Origin of the sequence: Roseburia sp. AM16-25 (assembly GCF_003473825.1) — a bacterium.
Lineage (GTDB): Bacteria > Bacillota > Clostridia > Lachnospirales > Lachnospiraceae > Pararoseburia > Pararoseburia lenta.
Genome location: NZ_QUCW01000002.1, coordinates 160,068 through 179,163, shown reverse-complemented (window position 1 = coordinate 179,163; position 19,096 = coordinate 160,068). Strand labels below are relative to the sequence as shown.

At 46.1% G+C, this 19,096-nt stretch carries 20 protein-coding genes and 1 tRNA gene; 1 reads left to right on the top strand and 20 read right to left on the bottom strand.

Annotated elements, in window-relative coordinates; all coding sequences use genetic code 11:
- The first annotated feature begins 162 nt into the window (after positions 1-162).
- Positions 163-939 carry a YdcF family protein gene (locus DW183_RS04745; protein WP_118280872.1) on the top strand — a complete coding sequence of 259 codons (777 nt, stop codon included), beginning with the start codon at positions 163-165 and terminating at the stop codon, positions 937-939.
- Here the strand turns inward: DW183_RS04745 and coaBC are convergent.
- The 20 genes from coaBC to DW183_RS04645 form a co-directional block, all read right to left on the bottom strand.
- Positions 893-2,092: a bifunctional phosphopantothenoylcysteine decarboxylase/phosphopantothenate--cysteine ligase CoaBC gene (gene coaBC, locus DW183_RS04740; RefSeq protein WP_118280871.1), complete on the bottom strand. Its 1,200-nt coding sequence runs from the start codon at positions 2,090-2,092 to the stop codon at positions 893-895. The genes DW183_RS04745 and coaBC overlap by 47 nt on opposite strands.
- Positions 2,093-2,164: 72 nt before the next feature.
- Entirely contained in the window at positions 2,165-2,557 is a 393-nt protein-coding gene (panD, locus tag DW183_RS04735) for an aspartate 1-decarboxylase (RefSeq protein ID WP_118280870.1), read from the bottom strand.
- Positions 2,558-2,570: 13 nt separating this feature from the next.
- Positions 2,571-3,416, bottom strand: coding sequence for a pantoate--beta-alanine ligase (panC, locus tag DW183_RS04730; protein ID WP_118280869.1), 846 nt, complete (start codon positions 3,414-3,416; stop codon positions 2,571-2,573).
- A gap of 20 nt (positions 3,417-3,436) precedes the next feature.
- Positions 3,437-4,264, bottom strand: a complete 828-nt coding sequence (panB, locus tag DW183_RS04725; RefSeq protein ID WP_118280868.1) for a 3-methyl-2-oxobutanoate hydroxymethyltransferase — start codon at positions 4,262-4,264, stop codon at positions 3,437-3,439.
- The gene (locus DW183_RS04720) at positions 4,239-5,204 is read right to left on the bottom strand and encodes a Rossmann-like and DUF2520 domain-containing protein (protein WP_256386572.1); all 966 of its coding nucleotides are present in this window, start codon (positions 5,202-5,204) and stop codon (positions 4,239-4,241) included. The genes panB and DW183_RS04720 overlap by 26 nt, the downstream gene beginning before the upstream one ends.
- A gap of 653 nt (positions 5,205-5,857) precedes the next feature.
- Positions 5,858-6,280 carry a flavodoxin gene (locus tag DW183_RS04715; RefSeq protein ID WP_118280866.1) on the bottom strand — a complete coding sequence of 141 codons (423 nt, stop codon included), beginning with the start codon at positions 6,278-6,280 and terminating at the stop codon, positions 5,858-5,860.
- 39 nt (positions 6,281-6,319) lie between these two features.
- A complete protein-coding gene (locus DW183_RS04710; RefSeq protein WP_243069514.1) occupies positions 6,320-6,877 on the bottom strand; it encodes a DUF3793 family protein in 558 nt (185 codons plus the stop codon).
- Between the two features lie 228 nt (positions 6,878-7,105).
- A complete protein-coding gene (locus tag DW183_RS04705) occupies positions 7,106-8,545 on the bottom strand; it encodes an RsmF rRNA methyltransferase first C-terminal domain-containing protein (protein WP_118280865.1) in 1,440 nt (479 codons plus the stop codon).
- Between the two features lie 24 nt (positions 8,546-8,569).
- The gene (locus DW183_RS04700) at positions 8,570-8,857 is read right to left on the bottom strand and encodes a hypothetical protein (RefSeq protein WP_118280864.1); all 288 of its coding nucleotides are present in this window, start codon (positions 8,855-8,857) and stop codon (positions 8,570-8,572) included.
- 11 nt (positions 8,858-8,868) lie between these two features.
- A complete protein-coding gene (locus DW183_RS04695) occupies positions 8,869-9,120 on the bottom strand; it encodes a helix-turn-helix domain-containing protein (protein ID WP_118280863.1) in 252 nt (83 codons plus the stop codon).
- A 106-nt stretch (positions 9,121-9,226) separates the two neighbouring features.
- Complete coding sequence (locus DW183_RS04690; RefSeq protein ID WP_118280862.1) at positions 9,227-9,997, bottom strand: adaptor protein MecA; 771 nt, start codon at positions 9,995-9,997, stop codon at positions 9,227-9,229.
- Between the two features lie 182 nt (positions 9,998-10,179).
- Positions 10,180-10,263, bottom strand: a tRNA-Leu gene (locus tag DW183_RS04685).
- Positions 10,264-10,356: 93 nt separating this feature from the next.
- Positions 10,357-11,625 carry a diaminopimelate decarboxylase gene (locus DW183_RS04680; RefSeq protein ID WP_118280861.1) on the bottom strand — a complete coding sequence of 423 codons (1,269 nt, stop codon included), beginning with the start codon at positions 11,623-11,625 and terminating at the stop codon, positions 10,357-10,359.
- Between the two features lie 107 nt (positions 11,626-11,732).
- Complete coding sequence (locus tag DW183_RS04675; RefSeq protein ID WP_158573019.1) at positions 11,733-12,893, bottom strand: aromatic amino acid transport family protein; 1,161 nt, start codon at positions 12,891-12,893, stop codon at positions 11,733-11,735.
- Between the two features lie 79 nt (positions 12,894-12,972).
- Positions 12,973-14,034, bottom strand: a complete 1,062-nt coding sequence (locus DW183_RS04670) for a HAMP domain-containing sensor histidine kinase (protein WP_118280859.1) — start codon at positions 14,032-14,034, stop codon at positions 12,973-12,975.
- Positions 14,024-14,704: a response regulator transcription factor gene (locus tag DW183_RS04665; RefSeq protein ID WP_118280858.1), complete on the bottom strand. Its 681-nt coding sequence runs from the start codon at positions 14,702-14,704 to the stop codon at positions 14,024-14,026. Before DW183_RS04665 ends, DW183_RS04670 begins: the two co-directional genes overlap by 11 nt.
- Before the next feature lie 5 nt (positions 14,705-14,709).
- Positions 14,710-15,222 (bottom strand): hypothetical protein, encoded by a 513-nt coding sequence (locus DW183_RS04660; protein WP_118280857.1) that lies wholly within the window; start codon positions 15,220-15,222, stop codon positions 14,710-14,712.
- A 65-nt stretch (positions 15,223-15,287) separates the two neighbouring features.
- The gene (gene pflA / locus DW183_RS04655; RefSeq protein ID WP_118280856.1) at positions 15,288-16,052 is read right to left on the bottom strand and encodes a pyruvate formate-lyase-activating protein; all 765 of its coding nucleotides are present in this window, start codon (positions 16,050-16,052) and stop codon (positions 15,288-15,290) included.
- 93 nt (positions 16,053-16,145) lie between these two features.
- Positions 16,146-18,398 (bottom strand): formate C-acetyltransferase, encoded by a 2,253-nt coding sequence (pflB, locus tag DW183_RS04650; RefSeq protein WP_118280855.1) that lies wholly within the window; start codon positions 18,396-18,398, stop codon positions 16,146-16,148.
- 229 nt (positions 18,399-18,627) lie between these two features.
- A complete protein-coding gene (locus tag DW183_RS04645) occupies positions 18,628-19,092 on the bottom strand; it encodes a SpoVA/SpoVAEb family sporulation membrane protein (protein WP_118280854.1) in 465 nt (154 codons plus the stop codon).
- Positions 19,093-19,096: the final 4 nt, after the last annotated feature.

Below are 19,096 nucleotides of genomic sequence, written 5' to 3'. Positions count from 1 at the left end.
TGTGCTGCCTCCTCTTTTCGATCAACCTGTCTTTTTTGTTGACCTTAGGGTAGCACATAGCATGTACCATTATTGTCTCATTGCATATAGTATTTTATTTTCCAAAGTTCCGTTTAAAATCCAAATATGATATGATGCTTGCAGAAAAGGAGATCACGACATATGCATGTTTTATTGTTTTTTATAGGAATCCTATTTTGTATCTGGTTTCTCATGCCCTTTTTTACCAAAAGAATCTTAAATCCCGGCAATGTGACCGGACTTATCTTTTCCGTCCTGCTGATGATTTACGGAATTTTTCCAAGGCAGATCCGGCAGGGCATGACCGCGGCGCTCGCGCAGCCCGGATTTTCTCGCCTGCTCTGCGCCCTTTTTCTCGCCCTGCTTGCTCTTACCTGCCTTCTGTTTCTTATCAATGCCTGCCGCATCTTATCCGCCATAAAGGCGCATCCCCGGCAGGCATGCACGCTCATTGTTTTAGGCTGCAAGGTCTACGGCACCAAGGCAAGCCTTATGCTAGAAGAACGCATGGATGCCGCCATCGCCTATCTGCGTGCCAATCCGGACAGCAAATGCATTGTTTCCGGCGGCAAGGGGGAGGATGAAGGCATTTCCGAGGCTGCCTGTATGCAGCAATATCTGATCTGTCATGGCATCCCCAAAAGCCGTATTTTTATGGAGGACCGGTCACGGACCACGCAGGAAAATCTCTTGTTTTCCTCCGCCATCATAAAAAAACAAGGGCTCGATCCACATCTCGCCCTTGTCTCAAATGAATTTCATCTTTACCGCAGTCTCTGCATTGCCAAAAAACTCGGCTTTTCTGCCTACGGGATCCCTGCCAAGACTGCCTGGTGGCTCTTTCCCACCTACTTTACAAGAGAGATCCTTGCTATCGTAAATGAAGACCTCGGGCTGCTTCGTCCAAAATCTCCATAGCCAGCGCTTCCTTGCTCATCAGGGGCAGGGATCGCATGCCCTCTCCTGTGATCAAAGTTGCTACATTTGTATCACCGCCGAATCCGGCACCGCTCTGGCGGATGCTGTTGGCAACGATCATATCGACCTTCTTTTTCTCCCGTTTGGCTTTTGCATTTTCCAGCAAATGCTCCGTCTCCATGGCAAAACCGCAGATAAACTGATCTTCGCGCTTTTTTTCGCCTAATGCCGCTAAAATATCCTTTGTACGGACAAGCGGGATCACAGCGTCGCCTTCTGCTTTTTTGATCTTTTCCTGACTGACCTCAGCCGGTGCATAATCTGCCACAGCCGCAGATTTGATGATGATATCCGCATCATCCGCCTCTGCCATCACGGCTTCATACATCTCCTGTGCACTTTCCACCGTGACCGTCTTTACAAACATAGGCGGTTCCAATGCTACCGGACCGCTGACCAATGTCACGTCCGCCCCGCGCAGCATAGCCATTTTGGCGATGGCATAGCCCATTCTGCCGGTCGAATGATTGGAGATAAAACGCACCGGATCAATGGCTTCTCTGGTCGGTCCCGCTGTCACCAAAAGATGCTTTCCGGCAAGGTCTTTTTCGTATGCGACCTCACGCAGGATATACTGCAAGAGCACTTCCGGTTCCGGCATCTTTCCGGCACCGGAGTCGCCACAGGCAAGGTGGCCACTGGCCGGCTCGATCACCTGCATGCCATATTTTTTCAGGGTCTTTAAGTTATCCTGTACGATCTGATTTTCAAACATACCGGTGTTCATCGCCGGGGAAATGATCTTTGGGCATTTGCATGCCAGGATCGTTGTTGTCAGCATATCATCTGCGATACCATGTGCCATTTTGGCGATGACATTGGCAGATGCCGGTGCCACAAGAAACAGATCTGCTTTTTTGGCGATCGCAATATGCTCCACCGAAAAAGAAAAATTGCGGTCAAAGGTATCTACCAGACATTTATTTCCTGTCAGCGTTTCAAACGTGATCGGATTGATAAAATTTGTTGCATTCTTTGTCATGATGACTTCCACATCCGCATGCTGTTTTTTCAGCATACTTGCCAGATTTGCGATCTTATAGGCTGCAATGCTTCCCGTCACGCCAAGCACAATACACTTTCCCTCTAACATATCCATTTCCTACCTAATCAAATATTTTTCTTTACTATACCGCATCTGTCCGAGAAAGAAAAGCCCCGCCCGTTACAGATTATCGGACAAAAGCCCATGTTTTTCATAGCGGGAGGTCCGCTGGATCCGGTTTGCATCATCCACAAAAACAACATGCGGCTTGTGGTCTTTTGCCTCCTCCGGGCTCATGGATGCATAAGACATGATGATGACATGATCGCCGACCATGACCTGTCTGGCTGCTGCACCATTGAGACAGATCATGCCACTGCCCGCCTCTCCTGCAATCGTGTAGGTTTCAAAACGGTTTCCGTTCTCCACATCGACGATCTGCACATACTCGTATTCCATAATGCCTGCCGCTTCCAAAAGTTCGGTATCGACCGTAATGCTCCCCACATAATTCAATTCTGCCTGGGTCACGGTAGCACGATGGATCTTTCCTTTTAACATTGTGATTTCCATTTTTTTGCCTTTCTTATGCCTCAACAATAAAATTATCGATCAGTCTAGTCTTTCCGATATAGACCGCAATGGCAACCAGTGTCTCTCCTGCGATCTGATCGATCGGTGTGATCGTAGCAAAATCAACGACATCGACATAATCGATCTTTGCCAAAGGTTCGGTTTCGATCTTGTCTGCGATTGCCTTTTTGATGGTAGCCGCGTCCTTTTCGCCCTCCGCAATCATCTGTTTTCCAAGCGCAAGACTCTTTGATAAGATCAGGGCTGCCTGTCTTTCTTCTTCATTTAAATAGGTATTTCTGGAACTCTTTGCCAGCCCATCCTGCTCGCGGATGATCGGGCAGCCGTGAATGGTGATATCCACGCTCAGATCCTTGACCATGCGCTTGATGACTGCCAACTGCTGTGCATCCTTTTGTCCGAAATATGCATTGTCCGGGCAGACAATGTGAAAGAGTTTTAAAACAACGGTCTGCACACCGCGGAAGTGGATCGGGCGGCTCTTGCCACAGAGTTCGGTGGTCAGTCCGTTCATATCCACATAAGAGCAGAAACCTTCCGGATACATTTCTTCCGGTTCCGGGTGAAAGATCAGATCGACGCCAACCTCTTTGCAAAGAGCCGCATCCTTTTTCAAATCTCTCGGATAAGACTCCAGATCCTCTGTCGGTCCAAACTGCATCGGATTGACAAAAATGCTGACAACGACCTTATCGTTTTCCTTGCGGGCTTCTTCCATCAGACTTTTGTGTCCCTCATGCAGATATCCCATGGTCGGTACAAAACCAATCGTCAATCCCTCTTTTTTCCATTCTTTTACCTGTTTTCTGACATCCGCTATGGTATAACAAATTTCCATTTTTTCTTTCTCCCTTGTGTTTAATATAATTTTTCTATAATACTATCATCGATCTTGTAAGTATGTTCTGCTGCCGGGAATTCTCCTGCCTTGACCTCGGCATCATAAGCCTTGAAAGCCTCTGTCATGATCTGTCCTACATTTGCAAAATGTTTGACAAACTTTGGCTTAAAGTCCGTAAACATGCCCAGCATATCCTGATAGACCAGCACCTGTCCGTCGCAGTCTGCGCCTGCACCAATGCCGATCGTCGGGATGGAGATCTCCTCTGTCACACGCTTTGCCAATGCTGCCGGAACACACTCTAAGACAACAGCAAATGCTCCTGCACGCTCTACGGCTCTGGCATCATCCAGAAGTTTTTGCGCTGCCGCCTCGCCCTTTCCCTGTACCTTAAAGCCACCGAAAGCATTGATGGATTGCGGGGTCAGACCAATATGTCCGCAGACCGGAATGGAGGCATTTACGATGGAACGGATGGTCTCTTCCATCTCTACACCGCCCTCCAGTTTGACGGCATGCGCACGTCCTTCTTTCATGAGGCGTCCTGCGTTTACAACAGCATCGTAAACACTTGCCTGATAGGACATAAATGGCATGTCACAAATCAAAAGTGTATCTTTGATACCGCGGCTGACCGCTGCACAGTGGTGAATCATATCTTCCATGGTCACTGAGATCGTGTCAGGATAGCCCAAAACTACATTTCCCAGAGAATCCCCCACTAAGATGGAATTGATGCCTGCGCCATCGACCAACTTTGCTGTAGAATAATCATAGGCAGTGAGCATGGTGAGTTTTTCGCCCTTTGCCTTTGCTTCCTTAAATGTTACGACCGTATTCTTCATTGTTTTGTCTCCTTCTCTTTTCATCCGCCAACAGACATTCCATGTCTGTATAATCCCTGTGCGGATTTTTCTTTTTTGCGAGCCTGATCTGCTCCCTTGCCAAAGCCATATACGTCTCTTTCCCCTGCGCAGGAATGACCTGCAAGTGCTTTTCTACCGTGACAAGATCTCCGCGCTCTATGGGTCCTGTCAAAGCCTGCACACAGCCGGACACTATGACATTTTCCACATTACCCCGCACCAGTGCCGCTGATGCCCGACGCGCATTTTCTGTGTCAAAGCCGCAGGCTTCCAGCATCTCATAACCGCTCGCCAGAAGTGCCACGACCTGATTGCTCAGTGTTGCTGCCGCCGCATGATACAATGCCTTTTGCTCCGGCGCGATCCTCTGCACGGGGTTTCCCATTTTTTGCAATAAAGGCTCCATGACTGCAAGTGCCTGCGCATGACCTTCTAAGGTAAAAAATGCATTCTGTAATTGTTTGTAGGATGTATATTTGTCGCTGAACGCTAACATTGGATGAATCGACAGACCATAAGCCCTCGTCTTTTCGATTCCCTGAAATTGATCGGATGATAATGAGCCACTAAAATGACAAATGATTTTTCCTTGAATAGACAGATGCCGAATGCAATCCCATACGTTTGCTATCTCACCATCAGAAGTGGTAAGAAAAAGGGTATCGCTTGCTGCTACCAGGTCTTCGATCCTATCGAAGCTGTCCGTACCTGTAAATTGTGCCGCATCAAGTGCGCGCTCCCGGTGCCGGTCATAAAATCCCGTCACCCTGATCCCGTGATCCTGCATGTACTTTCCCATGGAATAGCCTACACGACCGGAACCAATAATTCCTATCTTCATGTCATCACCTTCCTTTAAAACGAACCCGTCGTTTTGATGTTTCTCGCTTTGGTGCCACCGGCTACCTTTGTTTCTCACATCACTTGTGATAACACACTATCATCTGATGCAGTTTCATACCATGAATACCGCTCAAAGGAAAATGTAGCATACTGGGTATAAAAAAACAAGAACCATGTTAAACATTTCACATAGTTCTTGTTTTTCTTTTCATACATTATAATTTACGATACATCTTTCATGGAATGCAATCCGATCAATAAGGTCGATATATTGGGCAAAAGTGCGGATGTGGTCGGTTGCAAGATACCAAGGACAATTTTGCCCATCCTTTACCTGCGCTCATAATCATATACCTCTCTTTCTTATTTTCCTGCCATATAATGCTCTTTATATGGCACATTGCATTTTTATTTATGAACTATCCTAGCACTTATTTTTTGCCTATCAACGTCAAAAAAGTGGGTTTTTGTACCTTCTCTCATACAATCCCATCATTTCACAAAAATGCCACAAACCAGCGTGGTTACTGGGCTCTAACGTTTGTTAGCCCACGCTATTTATGGTTAGTCATAACGCAATAATCCTCCCGGCCACACTCCGGAAGGATTATTTACACATAAGTATTAAGAAAAGGGAGTCTTCCATTACCTATGGAAGAACTATATATAAATGAATAGCGGGAACTATCCATTTATGACAAATTAAATCTGCCTATTTCAGGCATCTGGCTATGCCAATGCTGCACCGAGTGCCTCGCACTGCATCAGTCCTTCATCATCTGGGGTGTTATTGCAGATCACACTGTCACAGGCAAGACTTGCACCTGCGCCCTTGCAGTCATTTTCCCAGTTTTCCATCCATTCGCCTGTGCCCCAGCCATAGGAGCCAAACAAAGCGATCTTTTTGCCGCCGAGTGCTGCACTTACTTCATCAAACATCGGCTGGAATTCACTTTCTTCCAAAACCTCTGCTCCCATTGCAGGGCAGCCAAAGGCGATGGCATCATAATCAACTACTTTGCTTGCCGAAAAATCGTTGCAATAGATCAATTCTGCGTCTGCGCCTTTATCCTGCGCACCCTTTACAACTGCTTTTGCCATTTCCTCTGTATTGCCAGAGCCACTCCAATATACGACTGCTACTTTGCTCATCTCATATCCTCCATTCTGATCTCGTGCCAAGTCTGCCCTTTACGCTGAAACTGTCAGTTTATTGATGCTGCGCCCCTGCATCCACAATTCCATGTAGATCCGGGTGCATTTTTTGTAGCGGGCAAATGTCTCCAAGGCATCTTCTTCATTCTGATATACTTTCCAACAGCCACTGCACTTACAATTACATCCCTGATTTTCGATAAACCCGATCACGTCAGCCAAGGGATAATCCAGGAAAATACCAATCTCATGTGGGAAACCATCACTGGCTGCAATCCGCTTTTGCAAATGTTCCAATGCCTTCTCCACGCACAGATCAACATATCCATATTGTTCTAAGAAACAGGAAACGCCCGGTTTTTGTAAATCCTTTTGTAATTGTGCCATACGATACACATAGACCAATGCCCAATTCGGTTTCTGCTGTAAAACCGTGACTGCAATTCCCTTGGGATGCATCTGCTTGTTCCAGTAGGCGATACATTCCGCGAAGTCCTCCTGCCTCTCAAAGGAACAGGAAAATAAATTTGCCGTCTTGATCGATGCCAGTGTCGGAGAACAGTGGCAAATCAGATATTGTTCCATCTCTTTCATGTGCTTAGTATGTGCTCCATTTCGTCGGATTATGCAGTTAGTTGTCTCTAACTCATATGCCATAAAAAAAGCAGTCCGCACGAGAGGAGAAAAAGTTGGCATACGATTTCAAATGGATTCTGTGCGATATCCTGCTATTTTTTTATTTTCATAGTTAGTTCTTACTAACTACTGATAGTATAGCCTTACCAAGGTGTTTCGTCAAGTACTTTTTTATATTTTTTTAAATTATTTATATGTAATCCTCAACCCTTTCGGATAATGATTTTTCATGGTCGTTCCGGTCAGTTTGCCCCAACCGAGCGCATAACCATCCACCGTGATCAGATGCCATCCCGGCTCGCCGTCTGCCGTAAAAGTCTCTCCCCGCAGATAAGCATAGACCGTCTCGTCCTTTGACGAAAGATCCGTCACGTGCCGAACATCTTCCTTATATAAAGTAAGTGCCCATGCATGTGATGGTTCAAAGCGGTTTTTCTTTAATGTTCCCAAATGCAGTCCCGGGCGCAAAACTTTCAATCCTTTTAAAGCCGGCATATCCTTTGGCACAAGATATAACTGCTCGCCAAAAGTAAGATACTGTCCCTGCGCAAGTGTCTCCATCCAGTCCTTTGCCAAACAATCCTTTGCAAATTTCTGCAATTCTTTCTGTTCTTTGTATGTAGCCGTCTTTTCCAATTTATAGTCTATGAGCGGACACGCTCCGTCCTTCTCCATCACTGCCACGAAATGTCCTTCTCCATGTAAAAGATGTGGCCAAAGACGGATCGAACGCTCCAGATGCTCTGCAACCGGAAGTACTTCCTCGGGATCCGGTGCAAACGCACTCTCGCGGATAGCAAAATCCTCGTACCAGTCTGCCCGTCCCGGGCTCATGCCTTTATACTTTGGCACCTCCACCAGATGCATGTCGCTGTGTATCGCTAAAAAGCGGCTGATACTGCCCTCGTTTTCATCCGGTGCAAAGGTACAGGTCGAATAGACCATCCGCCCACCCGGCAGCAACATAGCGTATGCTTCCTCCAGGATCTCGTCCTGCCGCGCTGCGCAGGTCCTCACATTTTCCAAAGACCACTCATCTACCGCCATCTCCTGCTTGCGGAACATACCCTCACCGGAGCAAGGCGCATCCACCATGATCCGATGAAAAAACATACCAAAATGTCTGCGCAGGTCTGCCGGAGCCGCATTGGTGACAAGGGCATTTCTCACACCCATGCGTTCCACATTCTCGGATAAGATCCTAACTCTTGCCGGATGGATCTCATTGGTCACGAGCAGTCCTTCCCCTCGCATCTGTGCCGCGATCTGCGTTGTCTTACCGCCGGGCGCTGCACAAAGATCCAGCACTCGCTCACCCGGTCTGGCTTGCAGATAAGCCGCCGGTGCCATAGCACTCGGCTCCTGCATATAATAGACACCCGCCTCATGATAAGCATGCTTGCCCGGTGCAGCCTCCGCACCATAATAAAATCCATGCTCTGCCCACGGGATCTTTTCCAGAGAAAACGCATCCTCTGCTAATGCCAGAAAATCCTCCTGTTTTCCCTTTCCTATATTAAAGCGCAAGCCCTGGTATTTATCCTCATCATAACTTTTCAAAAAAGCTTCATACTCTGCCTGCCCTAACATTCTCCTCATTCTCTCACAAAATGCAAGTGGTAACATAATCTGCTCCTATCCCAACAAGCCCTATATCACATTTAAAAGCAAACGATTGCGATCCATACGATCCAACTGCGAAATACTGCGTCTCGCCCTGCCGTACAGATTGCGGTTGATCGAAAAGACACAGATCTGATCCGCACCTCGATATTCCTCGCGTTTGTAAAAAGGGATCCGCTTCCAGTTCTTGGTAAAAGGAATCGCATCCTGCAATAAAATATCTGTCGTGTGATTGCTCACGCGTCGGTTCGTTGTGCTGCATAAAACAACATCCTTGTCTACATGCTTATCCAATTTTGGTGCTCTCTGTCTCATGTAAATATCCTCTACTCATCCTCTATTGTGATCGTAACCTGCTTCCCCATGCTGGCAGCCACCCGTACCATAAAATCCAAAGAAGGATTGTATCTGCCGCTCTCCATCCGGGAAATATTGGATTTCTTCGTGCCGACACGATCTGCCAAGACCTGCTGCGTCAAATGCTGACTCTGTCGGATCGCACGGATCTGTCTGGCAAAATCTGCTCGAATATCCTGATTCATCTGTGGCACTATGCCATCTTCGTATCTCTTTTTCATTTCATCACCAGCCTCCTTTATATTATCATATATGATAACAGTCTGTCAATAAAAAAGATAGAGAAAACGGCGGTATTTTCGCCATTTCTCCACCTCTTATCATGCATTATAAACGAGCCAATGTCTCGACCGCATTTTCCTTGCAAAGTATGTTTCCATGCTCAGCGATCACGGCTCCACCATGATCATCCGTCAGGATCTCCTTGCCATACTCTGACACCACCAGGATCACACCTGCCACCTGATGTTCTTCCTCTGAAAACTGAAAACGCAGATAATATGTATCTTTATATTTGTATGCAACACTGGAAAGCCCCTTTTGTGACTGTAAATGATGACAGGCACTAATACAATCATCTAAATTAGAAAAAGCGACCCAGATCGGTGTATTTAAGACCGTCCTCTCCTTTTTCGCCTCTTGTGGTGCCTGCTCCTGCGGGCTGGTCTCTGTTGTTTTTTCTTCCTCTGCTGTCAGCCCGGCTTCCTCTGTCTCCACACCTTCGAGCGCATCTGCTTCTTTTTGCAGTTTTTCCTTTTTCGCATCTAACTTTCGTTTGGCTTCTTCCATGATCTCCTTGAAATCCTGCAGACGTTTGCCGAACTCTGTCAGCGTCTCCTCGGTGCTACCGTGATCTTCGCCACTAATGACAAGCGAAACATCACCTTCCGGCATAACCGCCATCTGAACACTAAAACAGCGTCCCATATCCTCATCAAGGTTCAGTTCATATTTAGCCTCTGCAAGAATCTCACGCAGGAACGCCTCTGTCTTGTCTCGATGATCTAGGAAATCTTCAATCTGGATGCCCTTTTTGCTCATCTCTTCCTGCGAAATTATGCAATGGATCTTGTGTTCATCAATCTTGCGAAACTGCATATGCTCACCTACTTTCCTGTCTCTTCAAATAACAATATAATAATTGATATGTATAAAAAATGCAATATATAACACTCTTGTCTTCGGATCATAGAGTTTACCGCAAAAATTCCACTGAAATTCCAGCCCCTTATAGAAAAAAAGCCCCGAACCCATTTGGATTCGAGGTTTCTATAATACAATGCCGGCGGTGGGACTTGAACCCACACGAAGTTGCCCCCGCAAGATTTTGAGTCTTGTGCGTCTGCCAATTCCGCCACACCGGCTCGTTGATACTATGGCTATGCGCCATCAACGAATAATAGTTTATATCAACATGATAAGATTGTCAATCTCTTTTTTCATCTTTTTCAGTCTTTTTAAACAAGTCCCTTGATGATATCGAAGCAGTCAAAAGTTGCGAAATAATCCTTCGGTGTCTCTGCACGACGAATCAACTGGTAAGAACCATCCTCCTTCAAAAGCACCTCAGCAGACTTTAACTTACCATTGTAATTATATCCCATCGCGAAGCCATGTGCTCCCGTGTCATGGATATAGAGATAATCCCCCATCTCCACCTGTGGCAGCATACGATCAATGGCAAACTTGTCGTTGTTCTCGCAAAGAGAACCTGTCACATCATACTTGTGGTCACATGGTGCATCTTCCTTGCCCAGAACTGTGATGTGGTGATATGCGCCATACATTGCCGGACGCATCAGATTGACCGCACAGGCATCCACGCCGATGTACTCCTTATAGGTATGCTTCTCATGAATTGCCTTTGTTACCAGCGCTCCATACGGTCCCATCATGAAACGTCCCATCTCTGTGTAGATGGCGACATCTGTAAGACCAGCCGGTACTAAGACTTCATCATAGACACGATGTACGCCCTCACCGATCACGCGGATATCATTCGGTATCTGATCCGGTCTATAGGCAATCCCCACGCCACCGGAAAGATTGATAAAGGAAATCTCAATACCGGTCTTTTCTTTCAACTCGACTACAAGTTCAAACAAAGTCTTTGCCAAAGCCGGGTAATAATCATTCGTCACGGTATTGCTTACCAAAAAGGCATGCAGGCCAAAACGCTTTGCACCTTTATCACGCAGGATCTGGTATCCCTCGAAAAGCTGCTCTTTAGTCATGCCATACTTGGCATCCCCCGGATTATCCATGATCCCATTAGAAATCTCATAGACACCGCCCGGATTGTAACGCAAACTGATCGTCTCCGGAATGTGTCCGATCGTATCCTCTAAATACTGAATATGGGTAAAATCATCCAGATTGATGGTCGCACCAATCTCATCGGCATAGACAAACTCCTCTGCCGGTGTATCATTGGAAGAAAACATGATCTCTTCCCCGGAAAATCCCAATTCTTTGCTGAGCATGAGTTCTGTCAGGGAAGAACAGTCTGTCCCACATCCATACTCCTGCAAGATCTTGATCAGAAAAGGATTCGGATTGGCTTTCACTGCAAAATATTCACGAAATCCCGGATTCCATGCAAAAGCCTCTTTTACTGCCTGCGCATTGGCACGAATTCCCTTTTCATCATACAAATGAAACGGGGTCGGAATACTTTTCACGATCTCTTCTACTTTTTCTTTTGTTACAAAAGGTGTTTTAGCCATGTCGATCTCCTTCATCTATTCTGTATAAATATGCATTTTGGGTCCGAGAAAATAATAGCATGAATTCCGGGCAGTGTCAAAATTATTTACAAATCTGATGTCGAATTTTAGTACACTTTTGCCAATGCACCAATGGTCGCAAAGAGCGTACTGACCACAACAAGGATCTGAAATGGTAAAGTGCCCCAAACACCGCAGATCGGCGCATTCTTTTCCCTTCTTCTGGAACGGTTGTAGGAAATGATGATACCCACGCCTGTCAATACCTGTACCACACTTGCCAAACGGGTAAAGCCTACAAAACTGGATACGCCCACCAGTGCGATCAAAAGACACGGCACACTGGATACCAGCCATGAGACCTTGACATTCCACTTGGTCTGCTCATGCACGATGTCACGCAGATTTAAGGTATTTGCCCAGAAAGACGTAGACAAAGCCAAAAGGGAGAAGATATAACCGATGATGCTGACCCAGCCGCCCAGATGTGCGGACAGATCCACCAATGCTCCGTTTTCCGAAATATCCGATCCAGCCCCCAGCAATGTCATAAAGGTGATCAAAAGGATCAAGCCCGTATTGATCCCTGTTCCTGCCGCGATGGCTCCACGGATCCGTTTGATATCGCCCTGCAATCCCTTTACCACCTGTGGCACCGACATCACGGCTGACAGGGAGAAGGAGATCATACTGTAAAGTGCGACCAGATTGGTCGTCGCAATAAACTTGGTCGGCAGTGGGCTGATCTCGGAAACCAGCGTTGCCACGAACAAAATGCCGATAACCGCCACCATGGAACCGACGGAGATCTTTTCACAGATACCGACCAGTTTCATGCCAAAGTAGATCACACTGGCAGCCAGTATGTAATAAAGGATCATGCCTGCCCAGTTAGGCAGACCGAACCATGCATGAAATACGGCTGCTGCTCCTGCAATAAAACCACTGACATTGAGGACAACGGACAATCCCAAAAGTCCGAATGCCACCCATGTAGCAAATTTCTTGAAACGTCCAACAAACAGTTCGTTTTCAAAACATTTGATAAACTGCGCGCCCCCATTATTATAGGAAAGTTCTGCGATCATATAATGCATGATCAGATTGATCAGATATGCCACTGCAACAATCCAGAGCATATCCTTCCAGTCATTTCTGGACGCCAAAAAAGGAACCGACAAAATGCCGGATCCCACGCCATGTCCGACGATAATACTGGTCGCCTCAAAAAAGGTCAGTCTCGCCTCTGTCTTAATTTCTTTTGTCATAATACCCCACCTCTCATTTTGTACCTTTCTTTGTACATTATAGTAAAAAGAATACCATCCGGCAGGGGTATTTACAACCTTAAAGTTCGACCGTAAATGTGCTCCCTTTTCCCGGCTCACTCTCCACTGAAATCTTGGCATCCAAAAGTTCCACAACACGTTTTACCATGGCAAGTCCCAGTCCATTTCCCTTGGAAGTATGCGAAGTATCTCCCTGATAAAACTTATCAAAAATACGGCAGACAACCTCCTCGCTCATGCCACAACCATTATCCTTCACAGAAACCAGGGCACCATTTTCTCCATATTTTTTCATTGAAATATCGATCGTGCCGCCTTCTTGTGTATATTTGATGGCATTGCTTAACAGGTTGTTCCACACGATAGATAAGAGGCTCTCATCGCTTACAATATAAACTCCCTCGTCCAGATCAATATTGACCTCTAATTCTTTCTCATCAAAAGGTTCATCGAAAGCGATAATGCACTCTGCCAGTTGTTCATCCAGACAGAAACGTTCCTTCTCAACGATGGCCTGACTCTCCATCTTATTCAAGCGCAAAATATTCTGGACAAGACCGGACAGACGCTCCGATGACTCCACGATCGTATGAATGTACTCCTTTTTTTCTTGCTCCGTCAAATGTTGACTCTCTAACATCTGGGCATAATTCTGTATGATGGCGATCGGTGTCTTGATCTCATGCGATACATTCGCGATAAAATCACTCTTTAAAGTCTCATTGGCGGCAAGTTCTGTCACCATGGTATTAAAATCTTCGATCAGGACTTCCATCTCATCCCGTTTGCCATCTCCACGCTGTGGCAGAATACGAACCGTAAAATCTCCGCCAGCCACACGCCTGGCTGCACCGCGCAACTCCTGTATAGGCTTTGAAAAGGTCATACGATAGTTGATCTTGGTGCAAAGCATAGAAACTGCGGCCAAGAATATGGTATTTAAGATCAATGCCACATAAATGCCCCAATTTCCCAGCGTGGAAAGGGCATGGTTCTGATACAGACCAATGCCGGCGAAAACACATACTGTCTGCACCACAAAGACCATGAAAAACTCTCTCCAGATCGGACGCTTGGCATCAATGCGCAGATCTTTCGGTTCCTCGTAACTAATCTTCACTATGTATCACCGCCTTATAGCCTAGTCCGCGCACCGTCAGGATCTCCACTTCCTTAACAGCAGAGATCTTGTCACGGAGTTTTGTAATGGAAACGTCTACCGTTCTCGGATTACTCTCACTGTCAAAGCCCCAGAACTCATCCATCAACTGCATACGGGTAAAGGTCTTTTTGGGATAGGAAAGCATTTTAAAGAGAATCTGGAATTCCTTTACCGTAAGCGGAAGTTCCTCTCCCTCGTAATAAGCCATAGTCTCTTCTTCCTTTAGAACCAGATTGCCCGCCTGCAACTGCTTCTCGGTCGCAATATCCGCTCTGCGAAGCAAGGCTTCCACGCGCATCACAAGTTCCACCAGATCGATCGGTTTTACCATATAATCATCAATACCGATATCATATCCTTTTTTCTTGGAGGCAATATCATCTTTTGCTGTCATGAAAAGGATGGGCATCTTGTCATCAAAAGACCGCACTTCTCTGGCAAACTCATAGCCATCCATCTGCGGCATCATAATGTCAGAAACAATCATATCAACTTTGGTCTTCTCCATGATATCAAAGGCCTGAATTGGATTTTCCGCACGCTTTACCTCAAATCCTTCCTCACCTAATTTTTTGCTCACGATAAAATTTAATTTTGTATCATCTTCTACAACAAGTATGGTAATCATGTATCTTATCCTCCTTCGTTTCCGAGAATCCGGTCAGCCTTTTCACAGGCTTCATATATTTTGTCATACAAAGCGTTTTCCTCTGCCGCATAATCGTCTTTGTGCCGATCCGATTCCCAGTTGTAAACAACCATCGCCATGGCACAGACAATAAACCCTATGATTTCAAAAATGGTAAACAGTATCATGTGTCGGTAGGATATCGCGATGACCGATGCGATCAGCCAGCCGGCACCAATCAATCCAGTCATAATTGCGAACATCACCGGTGTCAGACTCTTTTTCTGCTCATATTCCTCAATCGCCATAAGCGCATCCTCCATCTTGCGTTGCTCTGCCATCAGCCGGTTACGCTCACGCACATTGCGCGATCTGCGCATATGGATGCACTCATCTTTTCCTCTTGTATTTCCCATTACTTCCCAACCAAAGGCTTCGTAGGACTCCCTGCATAGACCCGCAAGGCTTTTTAAGATGGTCACATTAACATATTCGTATTTTGTAAAATCTTTTTCCATGCGTTTCCCTCTTCTCTCCCCATATCTGCCATACTAGTATAGTTTTGTTAATAATACATTAAAGACTAGGCTATGCCAAGCAATTTCTTGGCGCGTTCTAGCTGCTCCTTTGTCGGTGGTTCGACATCTTCCAGACCGTAAGACAGTCCCAGTTCCTTCCATTTGAATACGCCAAGTGTATGATATGGCAATATTTCCACGCGGTCTACCGTTTTTAAGGAAGCCACAAAATCCCGTAATGCCAAAAGATCCTCTTCCTGATCCGTCACACCCGGCACAAGGACATGACGGATCCACATTACCTTCCCATGGTCAGATAAATATCTTGCCATCTCTAAAATATTAGCGTTATCCTGTCCGGTCAATTCTCTGTGTCTTTTTGCATCCATCTCCTTGATGTCCAGCATGACAAGGTCGGTCACTTCCATCAATTTCTCAAACTTTGAAAAGAAGGGTTCTTCTGTCGTAAAAGGATTCCCGGATGTATCAAGGCAGGTGTGGATACCCTCTTTTTTTGCCAGTGTAAATAATTCCAGTAGAAAATCAATCTGTAAAAGGGCTTCCCCACCACTAACCGTAATGCCACCATTCTTTTTCCAATATGCTTTGTAGCGTTTTGCCTTTTCGAGCACATCTTTCGCCCGCTGCCAGTTTTCCCCCTCTTTGGGCGCATCCATACTGCCACAGGCTTTTGCCCAGGTATCCGGATTGTGGCAATATTTGCACCGCATCTGACAGCCTTTCAAAAAGACGATATAGCGCACGCCCGGACCGTCTGCCGAGCCAAAACTTTCCACGGAATGAATGTTTCCCAAAATTTCTTTTTCCATATTTTCACCTTTTTCTAAGAAAGCCGCGAGATATGAGATCCCGCGGCCTGCTTCTACCTAGACTTTACTTTTATCCTTTTCAAAGGATGAATGTTACATATGATCGTGGCAAGTTCTTGCGATCACATCCATCTGCTGTTCCTTGGTCAGGTCGATAAACTTGACTGCATAACCGGATACACGGATGGTAAAGTTTGCGTACTCTTCCTTCTCCGGATGTTCCATCGCATCGATCAGTTTTTCCTTGCCAAAGACATTGACATTCAGATGATGTGCTCCCTGATCGAAGTAGCCGTCCATAACCTGTACCAGATTATCCACACGCTCCTCCTCGGCATTGCCAAGTGCTCCCGGATTGATGGTCTGGGTATTGGAAATACCGTCCAGCGCCCACTCATATGGGAGTTTGGTCAGAGAGTTCAAAGATGCCAGCAGACCGTTCTGCTCTGCTCCGTAACTTGGATTTGCTCCCGGAGAAAGCGGCTCGCCCGCCTTACGTCCATCCGGCATAGATCCGGTTGCCTTACCATAGACCACATTGGACGTGATGGTAAGAATGGATGTGGTCGGGATACTTCTGCGGTAGGTATGATGTCTCTTGATCTTATCCATAAAGGTTTTTAAGAGCCATACACCGATCTCATCGGCTCTGTCATCATCATTACCGTATCTTGGGAAATCGCCCTCGATCTCGTAATCTTTTGCAAGACCATTTTCATCACGAATGACCTTGACCTTAGCATACTTGATCGCGGACAAAGAATCAATCACATGTGAAAATCCTGCAATACCGGTTGCAAAAGTACGTTCCAAATTGGTATCCATGAGTGCCAGTTCGGCTGACTCATAGTAATATTTATCATGCATGTACTGGATCAGGTTCAGTGTATTGACATAGAGATCTGCCAGCCATTCCATCATGTCGTCATAGCGTTCCATGACCTCATCATAATCCAGATACTCTGATGTGATCGGACGATACTTTGGTCCGACCTGATCGCCGGTCTTTTCATCCACACCGCCATTGATGGCATAAAGCAGACATTTTGCAAGGTTGGCTCTGGCTCCAAAGAACTGCATTTCCTTACCGGTACGTGTTGCAGAAACACAGCAGCAGATGGCATAATCATCGCCCCATTCCGGCTTCATGGCATCGTCATTTTCATACTGGACAGAACTTGTCGCAATGGAGATCTTGGATGCGTATTTCTTGAAGTTCTCCGGCAGTCTGGAAGAATACAATACTGTCAGGTTTGGCTCCGGTGCCGGTCCCATGTTCTCTAAGGTATGCAGGAAACGATAGTCTGTCTTTGTCACCATAGATCTGCCGTCTACACCCGTTCCTGCCACGTCCAGTGTTGCCCATACCGGATCCCCGGAGAACAACTGGTTGTAAGATGGGATTCTGGCAAACTTGACCATACGCAGTTTCATGGTAAAGTGATCGACCAGTTCCTGTACTTCTTCTTCTGTGATGATGCCCTTATCCAGATCTCTCTGGAAATAAATATCAAGGAAGGTAGAGACACGTCCTACAGACATGGCTGCACCATTCTGGGTCTTGATGGCTGCCAGATAACCAAAGTAAAGCCACTGGATCGCCTCTTTTGCATCCTTTGCCGGTCTGGAAATGTCATAGCCGTAAATGGCTGCCATCTCTTTCATGCCTTCCAGTGCACGGATCTGCTCCGCGATCTCCTCGCGCAGACGGATGACTTCGCCCTTCATGCTGCCACTGCCGCATTTTGCCTTGTCTTCCTTTTTCTCCTCGATCAAAAAGTCGATACCGTAAAGCGCCACTCTACGATAATCGCCGACGATACGTCCGCGTCCATAAGTATCCGGCAGACCGGTCATGATCTTATTGTGGCGGGCCTTTAACATTTCCGGTGTATATGCGTCAAACACAGCAGTATTATGTGTCTTGTGATACTTGGTAAAGATTTCCTTTAACAAAGGATCTACTTCATAACCATAAGTCTCGCATGCCTGCACCGCCATCTTGATACCGCCATATGGCATAAAAGCACGTTTGAGTGGTTTATCTGTCTGAAGACCAACGACCTTTTCCAGATCCTTGAGGTCTTCATCAATGTATCCCGGACCATAAGCGGTCAGACCTGAAACCACCTTGGTCTCCATATCAAGCACGCCGCCCTTGGCACGTTCTTCTTTTTGCAATTTCTGAAGTGCATCCCATAAACGGTTGGTCGACTCTGTCGGACCTGTCAAAAAGTCCTCATTGCCTTCGTACGGTGTGTAGTTATCCTGGATGAACTGGCGGACATTGATCTCTTCCTTCCAAAGTCGTCCATCAAATCCGTCCCATTCCTTCATTTCTACCATTGTGTTTGCCTCCTATTCTAGTAAACAATTCGTTCCTTATAACTTGAGTTAGGCTTTTCTAACTCTCGTTAATTTTATAACAAGATTTTGAAAAAAGTGCAAGTTTTTATTTAGATACAATCTTTGCACATGTTTTTCATCTTGGCGCGTTTTTCATTATACAGGAAGTGCAGCACAATATCTAGTGGTTTTTATAAATTTATAACTACAATTTATGGTATTTTTTCAATCACATACCAAGTGACGTCATAAACCAGTAGATCAAACCAAGGATCCAGGACGAAAAAATCCCATACAGGATCACCGGTCCGGCGATCTGAAAGATCCTGGCACCGACACCAAAGACATGTCCTTCAACCTTAAAACCATGGGCGGTAGCCGCTACACTGTTGGCAAAGCCCGTGATGGGAACCAATGCTCCCGCACCGCCAAAACTGGCAATGACCGGGTAAATCCCCGTGCCTGTCAAAAGGGCACTTAGGAATACAAGGGTCAGACTGCAATAACTTGCCGCCGTCTGATCGTCCAAGCCATATTTTTTTCCTATGTTGATAATGCACTGCCCCAAAAGGCAGATCAGTCCGCCGACCAAAAAAGCTTTTGCCATGCGCAGCCAAAGATTTGCCTTTGGCGTCACACTCTCCACATAGTCATTATAAGTCTCATTGATCTGCTCTTTTTCTTCCTGTTTCATTCTC